General features: G+C 71.2%; 14 protein-coding genes, 5 tRNA genes, 2 pseudogenes and 1 riboswitch. Of the genes and pseudogenes, 11 read left to right on the top strand and 10 right to left on the bottom strand.

Going from position 1 to position 21,608, the window contains the following annotated elements; translation table 11 throughout:
* The 3 genes and pseudogenes from H305_RS0135000 to H305_RS0134990 all read left to right on the top strand — a co-directional run.
* Nucleotides 1–196, top strand: a pseudogene (locus H305_RS0135000) (L-2-hydroxyglutarate oxidase); the annotation flags it as partial.
* Nucleotides 197–344: 148 nt separating this feature from the next.
* Nucleotides 345–1,199 carry a tRNA (guanosine(46)-N7)-methyltransferase TrmB gene (gene trmB, locus H305_RS0134995; RefSeq protein WP_028804547.1) on the top strand — a complete coding sequence of 285 codons (855 nt, stop codon included), beginning with the start codon at nt 345–347 and terminating at the stop codon, nt 1,197–1,199.
* 115 nt (nt 1,200–1,314) lie between these two features.
* Complete coding sequence (locus tag H305_RS0134990) at nt 1,315–2,700, top strand: PrsW family intramembrane metalloprotease (protein WP_028804546.1); 1,386 nt, start codon at nt 1,315–1,317, stop codon at nt 2,698–2,700.
* Nucleotides 2,701–2,746: 46 nt separating this feature from the next.
* Here the strand turns inward: H305_RS0134990 and H305_RS0134985 are convergent, their stop codons facing one another.
* The 5 genes and pseudogenes from H305_RS0134985 to H305_RS0134965 all read right to left on the bottom strand — a co-directional run bounded on the left by H305_RS0134985 (nt 2,747) and on the right by H305_RS0134965 (nt 7,686).
* A complete protein-coding gene (locus tag H305_RS0134985; RefSeq protein WP_028804545.1) occupies nt 2,747–3,691 on the bottom strand; it encodes an aldo/keto reductase in 945 nt (314 codons plus the stop codon).
* A 432-nt stretch (nt 3,692–4,123) separates the two neighbouring features.
* Nucleotides 4,124–5,161, bottom strand: a complete 1,038-nt coding sequence (locus H305_RS0134980; RefSeq protein WP_028804544.1) for a M23 family metallopeptidase — start codon at nt 5,159–5,161, stop codon at nt 4,124–4,126.
* 11 nt (nt 5,162–5,172) lie between these two features.
* Nucleotides 5,173–5,327: riboswitch (cyclic di-AMP (ydaO/yuaA leader) on the bottom strand.
* A 191-nt stretch (nt 5,328–5,518) separates the two neighbouring features.
* Nucleotides 5,519–5,871, bottom strand: a pseudogene (locus H305_RS56495) (SpoIIE family protein phosphatase); the annotation flags it as partial.
* Between the two features lie 507 nt (nt 5,872–6,378).
* Nucleotides 6,379–6,452: transfer RNA gene (locus H305_RS0134970), tRNA-Met, on the bottom strand.
* An 88-nt stretch (nt 6,453–6,540) separates the two neighbouring features.
* On the bottom strand, nt 6,541–7,686 hold the full coding sequence (locus H305_RS0134965; RefSeq protein ID WP_028804542.1) for a dihydrofolate reductase family protein: 1,146 nt from the start codon (nt 7,684–7,686) through the stop codon (nt 6,541–6,543).
* Nucleotides 7,687–7,788: 102 nt separating this feature from the next.
* Between H305_RS0134965 and H305_RS0134960 the strand changes: the two genes are divergently transcribed.
* The gene (locus H305_RS0134960; protein WP_028804541.1) at nt 7,789–8,292 is read left to right on the top strand and encodes a MarR family winged helix-turn-helix transcriptional regulator; all 504 of its coding nucleotides are present in this window, start codon (nt 7,789–7,791) and stop codon (nt 8,290–8,292) included.
* Between the two features lie 197 nt (nt 8,293–8,489).
* A complete protein-coding gene (locus H305_RS0134955) occupies nt 8,490–9,116 on the top strand; it encodes a GTP cyclohydrolase II (RefSeq protein WP_028804540.1) in 627 nt (208 codons plus the stop codon).
* A gap of 79 nt (nt 9,117–9,195) precedes the next feature.
* Here H305_RS0134955 and H305_RS0134950 read toward each other — a convergent pair.
* From H305_RS0134950 to H305_RS0134930, 5 genes are all read right to left on the bottom strand, one after another.
* Nucleotides 9,196–9,268: transfer RNA gene (locus H305_RS0134950), tRNA-Lys, on the bottom strand.
* 121 nt (nt 9,269–9,389) lie between these two features.
* The gene (locus tag H305_RS0134945) at nt 9,390–10,925 is read right to left on the bottom strand and encodes an amino acid permease (RefSeq protein WP_028804539.1); all 1,536 of its coding nucleotides are present in this window, start codon (nt 10,923–10,925) and stop codon (nt 9,390–9,392) included.
* A 267-nt stretch (nt 10,926–11,192) separates the two neighbouring features.
* A complete protein-coding gene (locus H305_RS0134940) occupies nt 11,193–13,346 on the bottom strand; it encodes a DEAD/DEAH box helicase (protein ID WP_028804538.1) in 2,154 nt (717 codons plus the stop codon).
* Between the two features lie 238 nt (nt 13,347–13,584).
* Nucleotides 13,585–14,097: a hypothetical protein gene (locus H305_RS0134935; protein ID WP_051371286.1), complete on the bottom strand. Its 513-nt coding sequence runs from the start codon at nt 14,095–14,097 to the stop codon at nt 13,585–13,587.
* 114 nt (nt 14,098–14,211) lie between these two features.
* Nucleotides 14,212–14,562: a metallopeptidase family protein gene (locus H305_RS0134930; RefSeq protein WP_028804536.1), complete on the bottom strand. Its 351-nt coding sequence runs from the start codon at nt 14,560–14,562 to the stop codon at nt 14,212–14,214.
* 203 nt (nt 14,563–14,765) lie between these two features.
* Between H305_RS0134930 and H305_RS0134925 the strand changes: the two genes are divergently transcribed.
* From H305_RS0134925 to hrpA, 6 genes are all read left to right on the top strand, one after another.
* Nucleotides 14,766–16,349 (top strand): metallophosphoesterase family protein, encoded by a 1,584-nt coding sequence (locus tag H305_RS0134925; RefSeq protein ID WP_028804535.1) that lies wholly within the window; start codon nt 14,766–14,768, stop codon nt 16,347–16,349.
* Nucleotides 16,350–16,429: 80 nt separating this feature from the next.
* Nucleotides 16,430–16,502, top strand: a tRNA-Glu gene (locus tag H305_RS0134920).
* Nucleotides 16,503–16,551: 49 nt separating this feature from the next.
* Nucleotides 16,552–16,626, top strand: a tRNA-Asp gene (locus H305_RS0134915).
* A 24-nt stretch (nt 16,627–16,650) separates the two neighbouring features.
* A tRNA-Phe gene (locus tag H305_RS0134910) sits at nt 16,651–16,724 on the top strand.
* Nucleotides 16,725–17,200: 476 nt separating this feature from the next.
* Nucleotides 17,201–17,560: a hypothetical protein gene (locus tag H305_RS47930; RefSeq protein WP_051371279.1), complete on the top strand. Its 360-nt coding sequence runs from the start codon at nt 17,201–17,203 to the stop codon at nt 17,558–17,560.
* Between the two features lie 68 nt (nt 17,561–17,628).
* Nucleotides 17,629–21,573 carry an ATP-dependent RNA helicase HrpA gene (gene hrpA / locus H305_RS0134900; protein WP_028804534.1) on the top strand — a complete coding sequence of 1,315 codons (3,945 nt, stop codon included), beginning with the start codon at nt 17,629–17,631 and terminating at the stop codon, nt 21,571–21,573.
* The last annotated feature ends 35 nt before the right edge of the window (nt 21,574–21,608 follow it).

Below are 21,608 nucleotides of genomic sequence, written 5' to 3'. Positions count from 1 at the left end.
GGACCTGGTCCCCGCGGCGGCCGGGGTGCGGGCCCAGGCGGTCCTGCGCGACGGCACCCTGGTGGACGATTTCCTGATCAAGGAGGGCCCCCGGACGGTCCACGTGCTGAACGCGCCGTCACCCGCGGCCACGGCCTCACTGCCCATCGGACGGGAGGTCGCCCGCAGGGCACTGGCCGCGCTGGCCGGCACATAACACCCCGGCGGCCCCCCGGCCTGCCCCTGCCCCTGCCCCTGCCCCTGCCCCTGCCCCTGCCCCTGCCCCTGCCCCTGCCCCTGGGGGGACCTTGCCCCGGCGGACCCGGATCCCCCACCCCGCACACCCCCGTAAAATCGACATCACTGTGTCTGAATTCCTTGACTCCCCCGAAGATGCCGGGCCGGCCACCGACGCCGGCTCGGGGCGGCATACCCGTGCGAAGGGCGAGCCCCGGTTCCCCGACGGCCCGAAGGCCGACCCCGCCGGGTCGCACTTCGAGCGGCGCATCCGGAGCTTCCAGCCGCGTCGCAGCCGGGTGACCGCCGGGCAGGCGGACGCGCTCCAGCGGCTGTGGCCCAAGTGGGGTCTGGACATCGACGGGCAGCGGACGATCGATCTGGCCGAGCTGTTCGGGACCGACTGTCCCGTCGTGCTGGAGATCGGCTTCGGGATGGGCGAGGCCACCGCGCAGATGGCGGCCGAGGACCCGAAGACCGGGATCCTCGCGGTCGACGTGCACACCCCGGGCCAGGGCAACCTGCTCAATCTCGCCGACCACAACGGCCTGTCCAATGTCCGGGTGGCCAACGGCGACGCGATCATCCTGCTCAGGGAGATGCTCCGGCCACAGTCCCTGAGCGGTCTGCGGGTGTATTTCCCCGACCCCTGGCCCAAGAAGCGGCACCACAAGCGGCGGCTGATCCAGCCCGAGTTCCTCAGCCTGGTGGCGACCCGCCTCAAGCCGGGCGCCCTCGTGCACTGCGCGACCGACTGGGAGCCCTACGCCGAGCAGATGCTCGAAGTGCTGAGCGCGCACCCCGACTTCGAGAACACCCAGCCCGACGGCGGTTACGCGCCACGTCCCGGCTTCCGGCCCCTGACCCGTTTCGAGGGCCAGGGACTGGACAAGGGTCACGTGGTGAACGACCTCCTCTTCCGGCGCGTACAGCAGCTCGAAGAACACGAAGAACACCCGGACCAGCAGTCCGCCGACGGCTGAAGGGCCGCTGAAGCCCCGGGAGCCACCCGGGCGTCCCTTCGGTGTCCGCGCGGGTGCCCCGGGCAGTGCCAGGCACCGTCGCGGGCTGAGCCCTTCCCTCGTTAGGGTCGATGCCGTGGCCACCTGCCCTCCGTACCCGACGTATCCGACGCACCCCGGCGGTCCCGCCGGCGGTGGGCTGCGGCACGCGCACTGGTGGCAGCGCCGATGGGTCCGCTACGGCGCGCTGATCACCCTGCTCGCGATGTCGGGGCTCGTGATCCTGGCGCTCGTCCGCGAGCAGACCGGCACCGAGGGCTTTCTGGTCGGCCTCGGTCTCGCCGTGTTCCCCGTGCCGCTCCTGATCGCCGCGTTCCGCTGGCTGGACCGTGTCGAACCGGGCCCCTGGCGCAATCTGATCTTCTCGTTCGCCTGGGGTGCCTGCGCCGCCGCGCTCATAGCGATCGTCGCCAACAGCTTCGCGACCAGATGGATAGCGACCTCGACCGCGGACCCGTCCAGCGCCGACACGCTCGGCGCGACCGTCATAGCGCCGATCGTCGAGGAATCCGCGAAGGCGGCGGCCGTGCTGCTGGTCTTCCTCTTCCGCAGACGGGACTTCACCGGGATCGTCGACGGGGTCGTCATAGCCGGGATCACGGCGACCGGCTTCGCGTTCACCGAGAACATCCTCTACCTCGGCACCGCGTTCGGTACCGACCAGCTCAGCGGGGAGAGGGGGCTCGCCTCTCTCACCGCCGCGACCTTCTTCGTCCGCGTGGTCATGTCACCGTTCGCGCATCCGCTGTTCACCGTGCTGACCGGCATCGGATTCGGCTTCGCGGCGCTGTCCGCGGAACGCCGGCATCTGCGCCGCGTGCTGCTGCCCTTCGGCGGACTGCTGCTCGCCATGGGCATGCACTCCGTCTGGAACGGCTCCTCGACGTTCGGGGAGTACGGGTTCTTCGCGGTGTACGCCGCGTTCATGGTGCCCGCGTTCGGACTGCTGACCTGGCTGGTCGTCTGGACACGGCAGCGTGAACTGCGCACCGTGCGCACGGAGCTTCCGGCGTACGCCGTCGCCGGCTGGCTGACCCCGGTCGAACCCCATGTGCTCGGCTCCATGCGGGCGCGGCGGCTCGCCCGCGAGTACGCGGGGCACCACGCCGGGAAGGCCGCGGCGCGCTCGGTCGCGGAGTACGAGGCGTATGCGACCTCGCTCGCGTTCCTGCGTCACCGCGGCCGCCGCGGCCGTGCCGGCGCCGACTTCGTCGTGCGCGAGCGGGAGTTGCTCGACGAGCTGTGGCGGCGCAGGGAGATCGCCCGGCCCGCCCTGGCGTACGCGGCACGGACGGTCGCGCCGCGGATTCCGGCCCCGCCGTGGCCCGCCCGGGGAAGCGCGTACGGCTACGGGTACACCTGGGCGTACGGACGGCCCGCGGAGCAACCGCAGGGACAGCCGCACGGGAACCCGTACGGCCCGGTGGCCCCGTACCCCGCCTACAACCCCTACCGCACCTAGCGACTGCTCCCGTCGGGCCGACGCCTTCGCCAGACCGACGCCTTCCTCAGGCCGACGCCTTCGTCAGCTTCGCCAGTTCCCCTTCCGTGAGGACCAGGTCCGCCACGCCCAGCAGCGCCGGGAGCTGTCCGACCGTGCGGGCGGAGGCGATGGGGGCCACGACAGTCGGCTGGGCGGCCAGCCAGGCCAGGGCGACCGTGGCGACCGGTGCGCCGTGCGCCTCGGCGACCTCGTCGAGGGCGGCCAGGACGCGAATGCCGCGTGCGGAGTCGAGGTGCTTGCCCGCCCCGGCGGCGCGGGCCGAGTCGACGCTCGCGCCCGGGCGGTACTTGCCCGTGAGGAAGCCGGACGCGAGGGCGAAGTACGGGACGGCGGCGAGGCCGGCGTGGGCGGCCACGTCGTGCAGGGGCCCCTCGTACGTGTCACGCGAGACGAGGTTGTAGTGGGGCTGCAGGGCGACATAGCGCGCGAGGCCCTCGCGGTCGGAGAACTCCAGGGACTCGCGGAGCCGCTCGGGGGAGATGTTGGACGCGGCGATGTGCCGGACCTTGCCCGCCCGCACCAGTTCGTCGAGCGCGCCGATGATCTCCTCGACGGGCACCTCCGGCTTGTCGAAGTGCGTGTAGTACAGGTCGATGTGGTCGGTGCCGAGGCGGCGCAGGGACGCGTCGGCCGCCGCCTTGATGTTGGCACCGGTCAGGCCCGGGTACCGGGGGTGCTGGCTGACCTTGGTGGCGAGGACGACGTCGGCGCGGTTGCCGCGCTTCTTCAGCCACGTGCCGATGAGGGTCTCGGACTCGCCACCCTCGTTGCCGTCGACCCACGCCGAGTAGGAGTCGGCGGTGTCGATGAAGTTGCCGCCCGCGGCGGTGTACGCGTCGAGCACGGCGAAGGAGTGCGCCTCGTCGGCGGTCCAGCCGAAGACGTTGCCCCCGAGGGCGAGCGGGAAGACTTCGAGGTCGGACGGACCGAGCTTGCGGAGAGGAGTCATACCTCACTGCAACACCCTTACCGGATGGGTGTATTCCGCACGCATCTGAAGACACCCGGATGCACCTGACCGGCAGCCCTGACGTCGAGGGGGTTGTCGTCAGGACCGCCGGAGACCGTTGCCGCGGAGGAAGGGGCGCCGCCTCGGCGGACGACGTGTGGTCGCGCCTCAGGAGTGGCGTCCCTCGCACCAGGGTCTGGACCCTCGGATCGGGATGAAGCCCTTGTACCCAGGGCGCGAAGCCCTGGGGTCGGGTGGAGACCCTCGACCCCAGGGTCGGATCCCTGAGCACAAGGGTGAAGACCCTCGGTCAGGAGAGATCCCCCGGCACAAGGGTGGAGCACCTCAGCCTGGGTTCGGTCCCCTCGGCACGAGGGTGAAAACCCTCGGCCCGGAACCGGAGCACCCGGCGCAAGGGTGGAGACGGTCGGCTCAGGGATTGAGGCCCTTGCCCCGCAGCCAGGCCATCGGGTCGATGGAGTCGCCCCCGCCGGGGTGCACTTCCAGGTGCAGGTGCGGTCCGGTGACGTTGCCCGTCGCACCCACGCGCCCGATCACTTCGCCCGTGGTGACCTTCTGCCCGGCGGTGACACTGATCGACGACTGGTGGCAGAACCACAGCTCCGTGCCGTCGTCGAGGGTGAGGACCGTGCGGTAGCCGTACGCGCCGGCCCAGCCGGCCTCCGTGATGGTGCCGCCGTGGATCGCCTTGATGAGCGTCCCGGTGGGCGCCGCGAAGTCGAGGCCGGTGTGGTAGCCGGAGGACCACATGGAGCCGGCCTCACCGAAGGTGGAGGTCAGCGTGTACGAGGAGGTGGGCAGCGAGTAGCTCTTGGCGAGCTCGGCGAGGCGCTCCGCCTCGGCCTTGGCCTTGGCCTCCTCCTCCGCCTTCTTCTTGGCGGCGGCGGCCTTGGCCTCGGCGGCGTCCTGCTGCTTGGCGGCGGTCTCGGCGGCCTGCTTCGCGGCGGCCGTCTCGGCGGCCTCCTGGGCCGCGCTGTCGACCTGATCCTGCTGAGACTCGGCCTGCTGCATGATGCGGGCGCGCAGCGCCTCACCGGCGTCGGCGCTGCCCTGCGCGGCGTCCGCGGTGGTCAGTCCGGCGGTGGTGAGGGGGGTGCTGGAGCCCTTGGGCGCGCTGGATCCGCCGTCGGAGATCAGGGCCTTGGCGGACTCGGTGACCGAGGAGAGGTCGGGCAGGGAGATCGAGACCGGCGGCTTGCCGGGCGCCGCGGTGGCCATGCCACCAGCGCCGACGGCGGCTATGACACCGACACCGAGGACGGTGGAGCTGCGCGCGAGTCCTCCGCCGCGCTGCTTGCTGACGCGGTGCCGGCCGCGGACGGGACGGACGGAATCCGCGGTGGGATTCCACTCCTCCCAGGGGCCCTCGTCGTTGCCGTACGCGTAGCCGATGGACTGGGTTTCGTCCGCCGCGAACGAGGTTGGCTGGGCAGGCCGGTTTGACGCCACGTGGGCGCGCTCCTTTCCTTCCTTCTCGCCTACCGGGTTAGCTGACGGGTTCGGAGCAGGAAGGTCTCCTACGTGCGTCCCTCACGGATATGACCGCGAAGAACGCCCGATTCACCCCAAGTTAGTGGTTCCCCGGTTCCCTTGCGGGATTCGGCGCGTGCGCACGGAGCCGCCTCTTGTGACGGCTGGGACGACCGCGCTGCGTTATCGAACGTTAATAGACGCGGGCCCCGGATTCCAAGCCGTTCGGATTGATCGTTAACGCTTTTGGCCTGGACTTTGGGGGCACCACCGCCGGAAACCGGGCGAGTTGACCGCACCTCGTAAACACGCCTTTCCCTGACGGTACGTCAGTCGTTATGCGGAGGGGTACGGTCCGGTCACCCCGGGTGACAACGATCGGGGACGTCGTACGGCGAGCAACGCCATGTCGTCCGTCGTGCCGCCTCCCGCGTGCCGCCGGACCTCCCCGGCCAGGACGGTCAACAGGGCGTCGGGACCGGGGAATACGCGTCCGGCGAGACGCGCCGCCGGGTCGTAGAAGTCCCCGCGTCCGTCGCGCGCCTCGGACAGACCGTCGGTGTAGAGGAGCAGCGTCGCGCCGTGCGGGAACTTCTCGCCCACCGCCCGTCGGGCCGGCCGTCCAACTCGCCCATCCCGAGCGGCAGTGCCGACGGCGCGCCGTCGAGCGTGACGAGCGTGCCGGCGGCGACGGCCGGCAGGCCGGCGAGCGCCGTGCTCAGCAGCGTGTAGAGCGGTGCGGCCACCAGCGGGGCGGCCGTGAAGAAGGGGGCGGCGGCGAACTCCGCCGCGGTCAGGTAGTCGTAGAGGACCCCGGCGACGACGAGCAGCGCGGGCGGCGTCTTGACGAAGGTCCGCACGGAGGAGACCCCACGCTTCCCGGTGCCCGCCGGGCGGGGCCGCGGGGTGTCTCCGACGCCGGGGTCGGGCACGGGGTCGCCGGGCAGCCGTCCACCGGACCGGTCGTACGGGCCCATGGCCACTCGCCGCTCGCTTCCTGCTCGCCCCACCCGTCCAGATATCCCGGCACGCGGGCGGGCAGCGACCGATGTGGACCGACCGGGGGAACGCGCCAGGTCGTGACCGGCCGCCAACAGGGGGCGCGGCAAGGACGAGGGGAAAGACCGAGAACCGGGAAGGGCCGGGGGAAAGACCAAGGGCCGGACTCGTCATTCCGAGTCCGGCCCTTGTTTCAGTAGCGGGGACAGGATTTGAACCTGCGACCTCTGGGTTATGAGCCCAGCGAGCTACCGAGCTGCTCCACCCCGCGTCGTTGAAACCAGTGTACGCCATCCGCGGGACCCGAAGCACACACGTCTGCCCCCGCCCCCGCCCGGCGTGTCGCGCGCGGCCGGGGGCTAGCCGAGAAGGTGCCGGTTGGGCGCCTTCGCCCGCTCCTCGAACTCCGGCAGTTCGAGGACGTCGACGCCCGCCGCCGTGAGCAGCCCGCTCCCGTCGGCCTCGGCGACGAACGTGTCGGGCTCGCGCCACGCGGTGACCACGCGCCGCACTCCGGCGTCGAGGATCAGCCGGGCGCAGGGGGCGGGCCGGGAGGCGCGTCGGGCACACGGCTCCAGGCTGCTGTACACGGTGGCGGAGGCCAGTCGGGGGTCGGCGGGGTCGATCTTGGCGAGCGCGGCCTCCTCGGCGTGCACGACGGGGTCGTCGCCCTCCCGGGAGTGACCGCGGGCCAGCTCGGTGCCGTCGGCCGCGACCACGACCGCGCCCACGCTGAACGCCGTCTCCGAGGGCGGGCACTGCGCGGCCAGCTCGCAGGCGAGGGCCAGCCACTGCCGGTCCGCGGCACCGGCGAGCTCCCCGGCGCCGGGTGCCGTGGGGACGTACCGGATGAGGACGACGTCTCCGACGGCCCGCGTCTCCACGAGGCGCATCCGCCCGGGGGGATACGCGCCCGGGCCGAACAGCCGCGGCGCGTCCGGCTGGCCCACGAAGAGCGGTGCGACGGCGAGTTGCAGCTCGTCCGCGAGCCCTTCGAGCATCAGCTGGGTGTGGACCCGCCCGCCCCCCTCGACCATGAGGCGGCGCACGCCGCGGACGTCGTGCAGGTGCTCCAGCAGCGCGCGCCAGTCGAGCTCGGGGCCGGTGGAGACGATGTCGATGCCGAGGTGGTCGAGTCCGCGCAGGGCCTCGGCCGCCCGGCCCGCCCCCTTGTCGGTCGTGTAGACGGCCTTCTCGCCGCCGGTGTGCCAGAACTGCGCCGCCGGGTCGAGGTCGCCGGACCCGCTGACGGTGACCTTCAGCGGATACTCCGGGCGCCCCGCGGCGATGCGTGCCGCGCGGCGCTCGGCGGAGTTGACCAAAAGGCGCGGGTTGTCCGCGCGGATCGTGCCGGCTCCGACGAGGATCGCGTCGCTGGACGCCCGCACCTCGTCGACCCGGTCGAAGTCGGCCGCTCCCGAGAGCAGCAGCCGCTCGGGGCCGGTGTCGTCCAGGAAGCCGTCGAGGGAGACGGCGGCGGACAGCAGGACGTAGGGATGGGGCATGGGAGACGCACCCTCCGGCTCTAGGCGGTTCGAACCGGCTCGCGGCGGCCCGGCCCGGCTGACTCAGTGGTTCAACTTTTAAACAATACCTAGACTGGCGGCATGACGACCCGCTGGCTCTCCCCCGCCGAACAGCGCGCCTGGCGCTCGTACGTCTCCGCCTCCTCGCTCCTGGAGGACACGATCGACCGCCGGCTCCAGGCGGAGGCGGGCATGCCGCACCTTTACTACTCCATCCTCGCCATGCTCTCCGAGGCGCCGGACCGGCGGCTGCGCATGACCGAGCTGGCCGAGCTCCTGAAGATCACCCGCAGCCGGCTGACGTACGCGGTGACACGGCTGGAGAACGACGGGACGGTGCGCCGCGAGGGCTGCCCCACCGACAGGCGCGGCCACGTGGCGGCCCTCACCGACGAGGGCATGGCCGTCCTGGAGCGGACGGCGCCGGGGCACGTGGAGACGGTGCGGGCGGCGCTCTTCGACCATCTCGCCCCGGAGCAGGTCGGCCAGCTGGAGGAGATCTGCGGGGCCATCACGCGGGCGATCCAGGGCGAACGGGCCGGAGCCTGCGGGGAAGATCTGCCCTGGCGGCGGCGTTCTTCGTGAGGTCCGCGCGAGACGCGCGGAGTGGGGGGACACCCGAGTCGGCACCGGCCTCGGGCCGCGCCGCAGGGCACATCGGGCGCCACGCGGCACGGAACGCATTGCTTGAACTTTAAAGCACCATGTATTGTCTCCCTCCGAGTGCTTGCTTCAAATCTGAAGCACCCGTCGGGAACGAACCCGCTGGACGGAGAGACAACATGCGCGACTACCCCACCGCCACGGTGCGCACCCGCGTCCGCGTGCCGCTGCGCTTCGGTGACGGCTACTCCGTCGACGCGGAGCTGGTCACCTTCCACGGCCTCGCCGACGAGCAGGAGCACCTGGCGGTCGTGCTCGGCGAGCCCGGGGCCGATCCGCTGGTGCGGCTGCACTCCGAGTGCCTGACCGGCGACGTCTTCGGCTCGGCCCGCTGCGACTGCGGCCCGCAGCTGCGCGAGGCGGTGGAACGGATCGCGGACCGCGGAGGCGTGCTCCTGTACCTCCGCCAGGAAGGCCGCGGGATCGGCCTCTACAACAAGCTCGACGCGTACGCCCTCCAGGACCAGGGCCTCGACACGTACGCCGCCAACGCCGCGCTCGGGCTGCCCGAGGACGGTCGCGACTACACGGCCGCCGCCCAGATGCTCCGGGCCCTCGGCATCGACTCCGTGGACCTGCTCTCCAACAACCCGGACAAGGCCGACCAGCTCCGCGACCTCGGCATCACGGTCGCCCGGCGTGTCCCGACGGGCGTCTTCACCACCGCGCACAACGTCCGCTACCTGCGCGCCAAGGTCCTCCAGACCCAGCACACGATGCCCCTGCCGGAACTGACGGCGGGCTGACGCCCCGCCGCCCCGCGGCGCTCGCCCGCACGGACGACGACGGCGCCCCACCCGAGACCGGGTGGGGCGCCGTCCGCGGTAGACCCTGTGGGACTCGAACCCACAACCAATGGATTAAAAGTCCACTGCTCTGCCAATTGAGCTAAGGGTCCACGCACCGGCGGATGCCCACGCGCCGCACCGGCCCGCGCCGATGCACCCCCGAGCATAGCCGGACGTGGCCGGGACTCCGATCGGGTATCGGCGCACCGGCCACGCCAAAAGCGCGCTAGGTCACGGATCGACCGGTTCGGGCGTACCCCGGCGCGCCGCCTCACGGGCGATCGTCCGTTCGTGGTCGGGATTGAGGAACCAGTGGCGCGCCGAGACCAGCCACCAGGTCGCCGCGAACCCGAGGACCACGAGCACCGCCACCGGGGCGTAGTTGAAGGTCTCCCAGGTGACGGGCGAGACCTGCGGCAGCATGAACAGGACCGTGATGACCACGACCCAGGAGACCGCGACCACACCCACGAGGCGGGACCAGCGGCCCAGGTGCCAGGGGCCGCGCTCGAAGGCGTCGCCCTTGCGCACGCGCAGCAGCGTCGGGATGACGTACGCGACGTACAGTCCGATGACCGCGATCGAGGTCACCGCCGCATAGGCCGTGTAGTTGATCAGGTACGGCAGGCCGAGCACCAGCGCTCCCATCGCGGCCAGCCACACCGCCGCCACCGGTGTCCGCGTCCGCGGGTTCACGGTGTGCCACACATGGGAGAACGGCAGCGCGCCGTCCCGCGAAAAGGCGTAGATCATACGGCTGTTGGCCGTGACCGACGCCATCCCGCAGAACAGCTGCGCGCCGATCACGACGAGCAGGAGCAGCTTGCCCGCCGTCGCGCCCAGCGCGTCGAGCAGGATCTGGGCGGGGGGCGCGCCCGTCGCCGAGTTCAGCTCCGCGTCGTAGGACTGGATGGCGTACGTGAAGCCCAGCAGCAGGACGAAGCCGGCGATCCACGACGTCCAGATGGACCGCACGATGCCCTTGGGACCCGCCGTGGACGCGTCGTGGGTCTCCTCCGTCATGTGGGCGGACGCGTCGTACCCGGTGAACGTGTACTGGGCCATCAGCAGGCCGATGAGGACGACGTACACCCCGCTGCCCCAGCCCGTGTTGTCGACGAACTCCGTGAACACGAAGGACGTGGACTGGTGGTGGTCCGGCACGAAGGCGAGCGCGCCCACGATGACCGCCACGCCCAGCACGTGCCACCACACGCTGATGCTGTTGAGGAGGGCCACGATCCGGACGCCGAAGGTGTTCAGCAGGCCGTGCAGCACCAGGATCCCGGCGAACAGGACGACGGTGCGGCCCGGGGTCACCTCGAAGTCGAACTGGAGGTTCAGATAGGCCCCCAGGAAGGAGGCCGCGCCGAAGTCGATACCGGCGGTCACCGCCACCTGGCCGAGGACGTTGAACCATCCGGTGAACCACGCCCAGGCCGCGGCGCTGCGCTCCGGGGCGAGCCGGTGCGCCCAGAAGTACAGCCCGGCCGAGGTCGGATAGGCCGAACAGATCTCGGCCATCGCCAGCCCGACGAACAGCGTCATCAGCCCGACCGCCACCCAGCCCCAGGTGATCACGGCGGGGCCGCCGGTGTTCATGCCGAACAGATACAGCGTCAGACAGCCCGAGAGGACCGAGATGATGGTGAAGGAGACCGCGTAGTTGGAGAACGCCGACATGCGGCGGGCGAGAACCTGCGTGTAGCCGAGCTGGGCAAGCCGTTCTTCGTCCGACAGCCCAGTCGCGATGGCGTCATCTTTCATGCCCCCAGCGATTCCCTTGCCGGGGGCATGACATGCGCCCATCGGTTGGCCAAAAGAGACCCTTGCGGCCCTGCCGTCCGCAGGCGATCTTCACCCTCGAACCGAAGGGACCGTTCCCCTTGCGGTCGTCGCGGCACGGCGTGCCGTCGCCGTCCCGCTTTCTCGGGCGAACGGGAGGACGTCCGCGCGGCTCCCGCCTCGCGAACGACGACGTGGCCACCACCCGAGTCGGGTGGGGGCCACGTCAGTTCACTGCTTCAGCGGGCGTCAGCCGTTGCGCTTCCAGCGCGGCTTCTCGTCGCGGCGGCCGAAGGAGCCGGTGCCGTGGTGGTCGTCACGACGGCCGTACGGGCGGTCGTGGCTGCCGGAGCGGAAGCCGCCGGAGGGGCGGTCGCCCTGACGGTCGCGATTGAAGGGGCGGTCGCTGCCGCGGTGGCCACCGCGGTCGTCACGGCGCTCGAAGGAACGGCCACCACGGTCGTTGTCCCGACGGACGCCGCCACGGTCGTCGCGACGCTCGAAGGAACGGCCACCACGGTCGTCACGACGCTCACGGTTGAAGCCGCCACGGTCGTCACGGTTGAAGCCGCCACGGTCGTCACGGCGCTCGAAGGAACGGCCACCGCGGTCGTCGCGGCGGTCGTCGCGGCGGTCACGGTTGAAGCCACCACGGTCGTCACGGTTGAAGCCGCCACGGTCGTCACGGCGCTCGAAGGAACGGCCACCACGGTCGTTGTCCCGACGGAAGCCGCCACGGTCGTCACGACGCTCGAAGGAACGGCCACCGCGGTCGTCGCGGCGGTCGTCGCGGCGGTCGTCGCGGCGGTCACGGTTGAAGCCACCACGGTCGTCACGGCGCTCGTAGTTGCCCCGCTCGTCGCGGCGCTGACGCGGCTGCTCGTAGGCGGGACGCTCGGCGGGCTGCTCGGCGGCGGCCGCCTCCGCGGGCTCCGCCACGACGGCCTGCTCGGCGGCCTCGGCCGCCGCGGCCACGGCGGCCTCCGGGTCGTCGCCCCGCTCACGCGCGGCACGGGCGACCAGACGGTCGGCCTCCTCGCGCAGCTCGGCCGCACGACGCGTCGCACGCTCCAGCTGCTTGGTGAGGTGCGAGACCTCACGCTCGGCCTGCTGCGCGGCGTTGCCCGCGGACTCGGCCTGGACCTCGGTCATCGAGCGGGCGCCGGTGATCTCGGCGACCTCGGGCTCGAAGGCCGTACCGGAGTTGATGATGTGGCGCGAGGCGTCGACGCCCGCGTCCTCCATCAGCCGGAAGATCTGGCGGCGCTGGTGCGGCAGGGACAGCGACACGACGGTGCCGGAGCGGCCCGCGCGGGCGGTACGGCCGGAGCGGTGCAGGTAGTCCTTGTGGTCACCCGCCGGGTCCACGTTCAGCACCAGGTCGATGCCGTCGACGTGGATGCCGCGCGCGGCGACGTCGGTCGCGACGAGCGCGTTGACGTAGCCCTCCTTGAAGTCGGCCAGCGTGCGGGTGCGCGCGCCCTGCGTCATGCCGCCGTGCAGCGCGTCGGCCTTCACGCCGGCCTCGCGCAGCTGCTCGGCGATGCGGTCGGCGCCCAGCTGGGTGCGGACGAAGATGATCGTGCGGCCCTTGCGGGAGGCGATCGCGGCGGTGACCGGCGCCTTGTCCTTGGGCTTCACGATCAGGATGTGGTGCGACATGGTCGTGACGTTGCCCTGGGCGCTATCGACCTCGTGCGTGACCGGGTCGCTCAGGTAGCGCTTGACCAGCGTGGAGATCTCGTTCTCCATGGTGGCCGAGAACAGCATGCGCTGGCCGCCGGCCGGCACCTGGTCGAGCAGCTCGGTGACCTCGGGCAGGAAGCCCAGGTCGGACATCTGGTCGGCCTCGTCGAGGACGGCGACCTCGACGTTCTCCAGGGAGCAGGCGCCGCGGTTGATGACGTCGCGCAGTCGGCCCGGGGTGGCGACGAGGACGTCGACGCCGCGCTCCAGGGCGTAGATCTGGTTGCCCATCGACGTACCGCCGCAGACGACCTTCATCTTCAGGCCGAGGACGTCGCCGTAGGGCTGGAGCGCGTCGGCGACCTGCATCGCCAGCTCACGGGTCGGCGTGAGGATGACGGCGCGCGGCTTCTTCTTCTCGGTACGGCCGTCGGCGAGACGGGCCAGGGCCGGCAGACCGAAGGAGAGGGTCTTGCCGGAGCCGGTGCGGCCACGGCCGAGGATGTCCTTGCCGGCCAGGGCGTCCGGGATGGTCGCGGCCTGGATCGGGAAGGGGGTGGTCACGCCGTTCTGAGCGAGCTTGCGGACGACGCCCTCGGGCAGACCGAGGTCACCGAAGGTGATCTCGGGAGCGCCCTGCGTGCTCTCGACGGCCTCGGCGCCCTCGTTCTCGTTGTTCTCGGGCACGACGACGTGATCAGTACTGGAAACGGACATGCGAAATGCGAACCTTCCGGAGTTCTACGGCACGCGCCCAAACTCCGTGAAGTCGCAATCGACCGCCTCAATGCGGTCCGGCCACGGCAAGGGAGAGTACGCGCCAACGCGGCGCTCTCTGCAATGGCGCCGGGCAAATGGGATCAAACGATCTACCACCATACGCACCCACCACCCCTGAAGGCAAACCGAGCCCGAAGAAGCAGGTCAGCGGCGTCCGCGACGGTCCGCGGGCCGGTCAGGCCGGCACCCCCGCCTCGGGTGCCGGCTCGCGTTCCACGAGCTGCGCGGCCTGCTGCTCGTGCGCCGAGGACGATGGCTCCGCCGTGCCGGGATCGGTGGCCGGCGGTGGTGTCTCCGGCGGGGGCGGGGGAGGTGTCGGCTCGGCCGTCGTGTGCGTGGGCGTCGGCTGCCCCGGCGGCGGCTCGGGCACCTTGGAGGATCCCTTGCCACCCTTGTCCCGGGCCTTGGCCGAAGGTTTCCCGCCCTTGGAGGGCGACGTCGACGCGGACTCCTCACCGGACGCGGACTCGCCGGGCTTCGCCGCGCGGGAACCCCCCTTCGCCCCCTTGCCCCCGTGGAAGCCGGCGCCGCCTCCGGTCACCGCGCCACCGCCGTCGGGAGCCTTCCCGCCGTGCTGTCCCGCAGAGTGCGAGGGCCCTGGCTGCTGCCCGTCGTCACCGACGTTCATGCAGCCGGCCGCCGCGGCCGCGGCCAGGACCGTGACGGCCAGTCGGACGGGTACGTACATGGCGCGCACGGGCAGCCACCTCCGAGGGCGGGTACGGGAGTCCCCCTGCCCAACTCCCGCCGCCCGCAAGAGGACACGCGCCCCGGCGGACCGACCCGTCGGAACCGGCCGCCGTCACCCGTAGCCGAGCGCGTGCAGCCGGGCGTCGTCGATCCCGAAGTGGTGCGCCACTTCGTGCACCACGGTCACCTCGGTCTCGGCGACGACGTCCTCGCGGGTGTCGCACATCCGCAGCGTCGGGCCCCGGTAGATCGTGATCCGGTCGGGGAGCACGCCCGCGTACCACTCCCCACGGTCCGTCAGCGGAGTCCCCTCGTACAGACCGAGCAGCTCGGGATCGTCGGCGGGCGGTTCGTCCTCGACGAACACCGCCACGTTGTCCATCAGCCGGGTCAGTTCCGGGGGGATCCGGTCCAACGCCTCGGCGACCAGTTCCTCGAACTCCTCGCGCGTCATCTCCAGCACCCGGCCATTGTCCGGCACGACACCGCCGTACGAGAGCCGGCGACGCCTGCGCGCGAGTGCCCGCGACGACGGCATACGGGGGCACCGACGGCGGCACGCGCGGGCGGACGGTGCCGGCGCGGGTGAGGGGTCCGCGGGCGACGGTCCGTACGCCGGCGGGCCGCGCCCGCATACCCGCCCGCGCACCTGGGCATACGGGACCAATGGCCCGCGTCCCCGCTGCCGTGACCGCCACCGTGCACCGCATACGAAACGGCGCGCGCACGGTGCCCCGCGCCGTGACCCGCCGCCACCGCTCACGCCGGACCCTCACGGCGGTCGGACTCGACCCCCAGCCGCGCCCCTGGACCCGTGCGCTCGGCCTGCTCTGCGTCGTCCTCCTGGGCGCCTGGCTGGGGCTGCTGGTCGTCGGCAACGTCCGCGTGCCGGTCGGCCCCATGAACACCACGATGACCCTGCGCCCCTCACTCACCGGCGGCACCAAGATCAACGTGTCTCCGCTCGGCGCGCTGGAGCTGCGCAGCCACGAGGCCCCGATCCGCCTCGACGTGGATGTCGACCAGCTCGACCCGGTCCGCTCGCAGGCCCTGGTCGACCACCCGGAACGGCTCTCCGGCCTCCAGGACGAGGTCGCCCGCGACGTCGAGCACGGCACCCGCGACGTCGCCGTGCGGTCGTGCATCGCCGTCGTGTCCGGCGCCACGGCCCTCGGCCTCGCCGTCTACCGCCGCCCGCGCCGGGCCCTCGCCGCGGGCGGGCTCGCGCTCACCCTGCTGGCCGCCTCCGGCGCGACCGCCTTCGCGACCTGGAATCCGAACTCGGTGCTGGAGCCGAGGTTCTCCGGGCTGCTCTCCTCGGCCCCCTCCCTGGTCGGCAACGCACGCAGCATCGTCAGCGAGTTCGACGTCTATCAGAAGGAGTTGGCCCGGCTGGTGACGAACGTGACCAAGCTGTACGACGTCACGTCCACCCTTCCCGCGTACGAGCCCGACCCGACGACGATCCGCGTGCTGCACGTCTCCGACATCCACCTCAACCCGGCGAGCTGGAAGATCGTCGCCTCGCTGGTGAAGCAGTACTCCATCAACGTGATCGTCGACTCCGGCGACACCATGGACCACGGCACGGCAGCCGAGAACGGCTTCCTGGACCCCGTCGCCGACCTCGGTGCCCCGTACGTCTGGGTCCGGGGCAACCACGACTCCCGCGTCACCCAGCGCTATCTGGAGCGGATGAAGAACGTGCACGTCCTGGACGACGGCCGGGCGGTCACGGTCGCGGGCGTGCGGTTCGCCGGCATCGGCGACCCCCAGTTCACCCCGGACCGTTCCGTCGAGCCCGGTGGCGGTGCCGCGGAGGAGCTCGCGGGCGCGCGGCTCGCCTCGGCCCTGCGCGACCAGCGGGCGGCGGGCACGCCCGTGGACGTCGCCGTCGCCCACGAACCGTCCGCGGCGCGCGAGACGGACGGCGACGTGCCCCTCGTGCTGTCCGGCCATCTGCACCACGAGGAGATGGAGGTCATGAAGTACGGCACCCGTCTGCGCGTCGAGGGGTCGACGGGCGGCAGCGGCCTGCGCGCCGTGGAGGGCAAGTACCCGGACCCCATCGAGGCGTCGGTCCTCTACCTGGACCGCGACACCCGGCGCCTGCAGGCCTGGGACGAGATCGAACTGGGCGGCCTGGGGCTGACGACGGCCGAGGTCAGCCGCCATCTCCCGAAGGAGAACCAGCCCGGCGCCACACCGACGCCGCCCCCCTCCCGCACGCCCTCCCCGAGCGCCCCGTAAACCGTTTTGGCGATACCTCCCGCCATCCCATATGCTTCTCACGTCCCCGACGCGCTGAGAAGCGCGCAGGCGGGCCGATAGCCCTCATCGTCTAGCGGCCTAGGACGCCGCCCTTTCAAGGCGGTAGCACGGGTTCGAATCCCGTTGGGGGCACGCAAGACGGTGTGCGACACTAGGTTCGCCTGTTCGCACACAACAGCTTGGTCCTGTGGAGCAGTTTGGAGTGCTCGCCACCCTGTCAAGGTGGAGGCCGCGGGTTCAAATCCCGTCAGGACCGCTGAGGTTTCCACGGAAGCCTCGTGGCTGGGTAGCTCAGTTGGTACGAGCGATCGCCTGAAAAGCGATAGGTCGCCGGTTCGACCCCGGCCCCAGCCACAAGAACGAAAGCCCCCTCCGGGTACACCGGAGGGGGCTTTCGTCGCTCGTGGGACCTCAGGGGGGTTCCAACGACATCAAGGGCGGGGTCGGCGCCGGCCTGCACAGGTACCGCGCCCTACCCGGATCAAGGACGCGGACGCGTCGCCCGAGCCTGTCACCAAGGGCCGGACGATCACCGTCAAGGGCGTGCTCCCGCCGCGCGCGGCGGGCACCACCGCCTGGAAGGCGTACGGCGCCAAGAAGGCGCGGACCCCCTTCCGGCCCAAGGGCAGGACGGCCTGGTTGCGAGGGCCGGGAGGACTACGTCGACGTGCGATGACACCCGCGCGGACGGCTTGAGCGGGGGCGGACCGAACGGATCGCCCCTTGTCCGTGCACCGGCACAGTCCCGGTGCGGTCGGCTCGCTTGGCACCGCACTCGGTCGGCGCTACCTTCTGGCTGATCGAGCGGGTTCCACGGGGGCGGGGAAGGCATGAGCCGGGACGAGGCCACAGTCATTCGGGACACCGAGCTGGAGAGGTACCGGGCGCGGTACGGGCTGCTCTCGGTCGTCATCAGCAATCTCGCCATCGCCGGCGTCGCGGTCTTCGGGGTCTGGCGGCTCGGCGGCGACAAGGCCGTGATCGTCGGCGTGCTCACCTCCGCGTTCACCGCGGTGAGCAGCATGACCACCGCCTACCTGGGCATCAAGGCCATCTCCAACACCGCCCGGTCCATGGCCCCGGGAGCGGGTCCGGCCGGTCACCGGCGGGAGCCCGCACCCACCCGGGAGCCCGTGCCCGCCACACCGGCCGCCGCAGCGCCCGAACCCCCCGCGCAGCGCGCGCCCTGACCCCGCGGCCGCTCCCGGGGCAAAAGCGTTCGCCAGTCATTTCACGGAGGTGAGATCCTGGACCGCGTATGTCTACGCATCCCGCCCCCGCCCTGGCCGATCTCGCCCCCCGCCTGGCCGAGCTGTCCCTGCGCGACGCGCACCGGCTCGGGCGCAGGCTCGAAGGCGCACGCAAGATCCGCAAGCCCGAGGCCCGCACGGCCGTCCTCGCCGAGATCGAGGCCGAGGTCACCAAGTGCGAGGCCCGCATGGCCGAGCGCGCCGCGCGCATACCTGCCGTCACGTACCCCGAACAGCTGCCGGTCAGCCAGAAGAGGGGCGAGATCGCGGACGCCATCCGCGATCACCAGGTCGTGATCGTCGCGGGTGAGACCGGCTCCGGCAAGACCACCCAGATCCCCAAGATCTGCCTCGACCTGGGACGCGGCGTGCGCGGCATGATCGGGCACACCCAGCCCCGCCGCATCGCCGCCCGCACGGTCGCCGAGCGCGTCGCGGAGGAGCTGGACACCCCCCTCGGCGAGGCCGTCGGCTGGAAGGTCCGCTTCACCGACCAGGTGAACCAGGACAACACCTTCGTCAAGCTGATGACGGACGGCATCCTGCTCGCCGAGATCCAGACGGACCGCGAGCTGCGCGCGTACGACACGATCATCATCGACGAGGCCCACGAGCGGTCCCTCAACATCGACTTCCTGCTGGGCTACCTCGCCCAGCTGCTGCCCAAGCGGCCGGACCTCAAGGTCGTCATCACCTCCGCGACCATCGACCCGGAGCGCTTCTCACGGCACTTCGGGGACGCCCCGATCGTCGAGGTCAGCGGGCGGACGTATCCCGTGGAGGTGCGGTACCGGCCCCTTCTGGAGGAGGACTCCGAGGACGCCGACCGCGACCAGATCACCGCGATCTGCGACGCCGTCGAGGAGCTCCAGGCCGAGGGCAAGGGCGACATCCTGGTCTTCCTCTCCGGCGAGCGGGAGATCCGTGACACCGCCGACGCGCTGACGAAGAAGAACTACCGGTTCACGGAGGTGCTGCCGCTGTACGCCCGCCTCTCGCACGCCGAGCAGCACCGGGTGTTCCAGCCGCACACCGGCCGCAGGATCGTTCTGGCGACCAACGTCGCCGAGACCTCGCTGACCGTCCCCGGGATCAAGTACGTCATCGACCCGGGCACCGCCCGGATCTCCCGGTACAGCCACCGCACCAAGGTCCAGCGGCTGCCCATCGAGCCGGTCTCGCAGGCGAGCGCCAACCAGCGCAAGGGCCGCTGCGGCCGTACGTCCGACGGCATCTGCATCCGCCTCTACTCCGAGGACGACTTCGACGCCCGTCCGGAGTTCACGGACGCGGAGATCCTCCGTACGAACCTCGCCTCCGTCATCCTCCAGATGACCGCGGCAGGCCTCGGGGACATCGAGAAGTTCCCGTTCATCGACCCGCCGGACCACCGCAACATCCGTGACGGCGTCCAACTCCTGCAGGAACTGGGCGCGTTGGACCCGGCCCAGAAGGACGTACGCAAGCGGCTCACGCAGACCGGCCGCAAGCTCGCCCAGCTGCCGGTGGACCCGCGCCTGGCCCGCATGGTGCTGGAGGCCGACAGGAACGGCTGTGTGCGCGAGGTCATGGTGATCGCCGCCGCGCTCTCCATCCAGGACCCGCGCGAACGCCCCTCCGACAAGCAGGCGCAGGCCGACCAGCAGCACGCCCGCTTCAAGGACGAGACGAGCGACTTCCTCGCCTTCCTCAACCTGTGGCGGTACGTCCGCGAGCAGCAGAAGGAGCGCGGTTCGTCCGCGTTCCGCCGCATGTGCAAGCAGGAGTACCTGAACTTCCTGCGCATCCGCGAGTGGCAGGACATCTACTCCCAGCTGCGCACGGTCGCCAAGCAGATGGGCATCCACCTGAACGAGGAGGACGCGGCCGACCAGAGCATCCATGTGTCGCTGCTCGCGGGCCTGCTCTCGCACGTCGGGATGAAGGACGTCAAGGACGGCGCGAAGAACGAGTACCTGGGAGCCCGCAACGCCAAGTTCGCGGTCTTCCCGGGCTCCGCCCTGTTCAAGAAGCCCCCGCGGTTCGTGATGTCCGCCGAGCTGGTGGAGACCTCGCGGCTGTGGGCGCGCGTCAACGCGAAGATCGAGCCCGAATGGGTCGAGCCGCTCGCCGGGCACCTGCTGAAGCGGACGTACAGCGAACCGCACTGGGAGAAGGACCAGGCCGCGGTGATGGCGTACGAGAAGGTCACCCTCTACGGCGTGCCGATCGTCGCCCAGCGCAAGGTGAACTACGGGCGGATCGACCCGGAGGCGTCCCGGGAGCTCTTTATTCGCAATGCCCTCGTCGAGGGCGACTGGCGCACGCACCACAAGTTCTTCGCCGACAACCGCAAGCTGCTGACCGAGGTCGAGGAGCTGGAGCACCGGGCACGGCGCCGCGACATCCTCGTGGACGACGAGACGCTGTTCGACTTCTACGACCAGCGGGTGCCCGAGCACGTGGTGTCCGGAGCGCACTTCGACTCCTGGTGGAAGCACAAGCGCCACGACGAGCCCGAACTCCTCGACTTCGAGCGCTCGATGCTGATCAACGAGCGCGCCGGCGACGTCAGCAAGGACGACTACCCGGACACGTGGCGGCAGGGCCCGCTGAAGTTCAAGGTGACGTACCAGTTCGAGCCGGGCGCGGACGCGGACGGCGTGACCGTCCACATTCCGCTCCAGGTCCTCAACCAGGTCACGGACGAGGGCTTCGACTGGCAGATCCCGGGCCTGCGCGAAGAGGTCGTCACCGAGCTCATCCGCTCCCTCCCGAAGCCGATCCGCCGCAACTACGTCCCGGCCCCGAACTTCGCCCAGCGGTTCCTGGAGCGGGCGGTTCCCCTCCAGGAGCCGCTCACCGCCACCATGGCGCGCGAGCTGAAGCGGATGGTCGGCGTGCCGCTCACGGCCGACGACTTCGACTGGTCCCGGCTCCCCGACCACCTGAAGATCACTTTCCGGATCGTCGACGAGCGGCGCCGCAAGCTCGACGAGGACAAGGATCTTCAGGCCCTGAAGCTGCGCCTGAAGCCGAAGGCGCGCAAGGCGATCTCGCAGGCCGCGGCGGCGACGGCCGAGCGCACGGGCGGTGAGTCCCTGGAGCGCACCGGGCTGGCGGACTGGACGATCGGCTCGCTGACCCGTGTCTTCGAGACCCGCCGGGCGGGCCAGCCCGTGAAGGCGTACCCGGCGCTCGTCGACGACGGCGACACCGTCTCCGTACGGCTCTTCGACACGGAGGCCGAGCAGCAGCAGGCCATGTGGAAGGGCACGCGCCGGCTGATCCTGCGCAACATCCCGGTCAACCCGGGCAAGTTCGCGTCGGACAAGCTCAGCAACGCCCAGAAGCTCGCCCTGTCGGCGAACCCGCACGGCTCGGTGCAGGCCCTGTTCGACGACTGCGCCATGGCGGCGGCGGACAAGCTCATCGGTGACTTCGGCGGCCCGGCGTGGGACGAGGAGTCGTACCGGAAGCTGTACGACAAGGTGCGCGCCGAGATCGTCGACACGACGGTCCGCACGGTCGGGCAGGTGCAGCAGGTGCTGGCCGCCTGGCAGTCCTGTGAGCGCCGTCTGAAGGGCGTCAGGAGCCCCACGCTGCTGACGAACCTCACGGATGTGCGCGGCCAGCTGGACGCCCTGGTGAAGCCCGGCTTCGTCACGGAGACCGGGCTCCGCCGGCTGCCCGACCTGATGCGCTACCTGGTGGCCGCCGACCGCCGGCTCCAGCAGATGCCGACGAACGTGCAGCGGGACACCACGCGCATGGAGAAGGTCCACGAGATGCAGGACGAGTACGCGTGGCTGCTGGAGCAGCTGCCGCAGGGCCGTCCGGTCCCGCAGCAGGTCCTGGACATCCGCTGGATGATCGAGGAGCTCCGGGTCAGCTATTTCGCCCACGCGCTCGGCACGGCGTACCCCGTCTCCGACAAGCGGATCGTGAAGGCGATCGACGCGGCCGCACCGTGATCGAGCCCGCACGCTGGGTGAGTTCGACCCCGGGG

It is taken from the genome of Streptomyces sp. 142MFCol3.1, assembly GCF_000424945.1.
Classification (GTDB): domain Bacteria; phylum Actinomycetota; class Actinomycetes; order Streptomycetales; family Streptomycetaceae; genus Streptomyces; species Streptomyces siamensis.
Note: the sequence above shows the minus strand (reverse complement) of the source record. Positions and strands in the feature narration are given on the sequence as shown.

What these genes read in the sequence shown, in the direction of transcription:
- H305_RS0134985 (WP_028804545.1), bottom strand. Translation starts at nt 3,691, where the DNA reads ATGACTCCTCTCCGCAAGCTCGGTCCGTCCGACCTCGAAGTCTTCCCG.
- H305_RS0134945 (WP_028804539.1), bottom strand. Translation starts at nt 10,925, where the DNA reads ATGAAAGATGACGCCATCGCGACTGGGCTGTCGGACGAAGAACGGCTT.
- H305_RS0134940 (WP_028804538.1), bottom strand. Translation starts at nt 13,346, where the DNA reads ATGTCCGTTTCCAGTACTGATCACGTCGTCGTGCCCGAGAACAACGAG.
- H305_RS0134935 (WP_051371286.1), bottom strand. Translation starts at nt 14,097, where the DNA reads ATGTACGTACCCGTCCGACTGGCCGTCACGGTCCTGGCCGCGGCCGCG.
- H305_RS0134960 (WP_028804541.1), top strand. Translation starts at nt 7,789, where the DNA reads ATGACGACCCGCTGGCTCTCCCCCGCCGAACAGCGCGCCTGGCGCTCG.
- H305_RS0134965 (WP_028804542.1), bottom strand. Translation starts at nt 7,686, where the DNA reads ATGCCCCATCCCTACGTCCTGCTGTCCGCCGCCGTCTCCCTCGACGGC.
- H305_RS0134925 (WP_028804535.1), top strand. Translation starts at nt 14,766, where the DNA reads ATGGCCCGCGTCCCCGCTGCCGTGACCGCCACCGTGCACCGCATACGA.
- H305_RS47930 (WP_051371279.1), top strand. Translation starts at nt 17,201, where the DNA reads ATGAGCCGGGACGAGGCCACAGTCATTCGGGACACCGAGCTGGAGAGG.
- H305_RS0134955 (WP_028804540.1), top strand. Translation starts at nt 8,490, where the DNA reads ATGCGCGACTACCCCACCGCCACGGTGCGCACCCGCGTCCGCGTGCCG.
- hrpA (WP_028804534.1), top strand. Translation starts at nt 17,629, where the DNA reads ATGTCTACGCATCCCGCCCCCGCCCTGGCCGATCTCGCCCCCCGCCTG.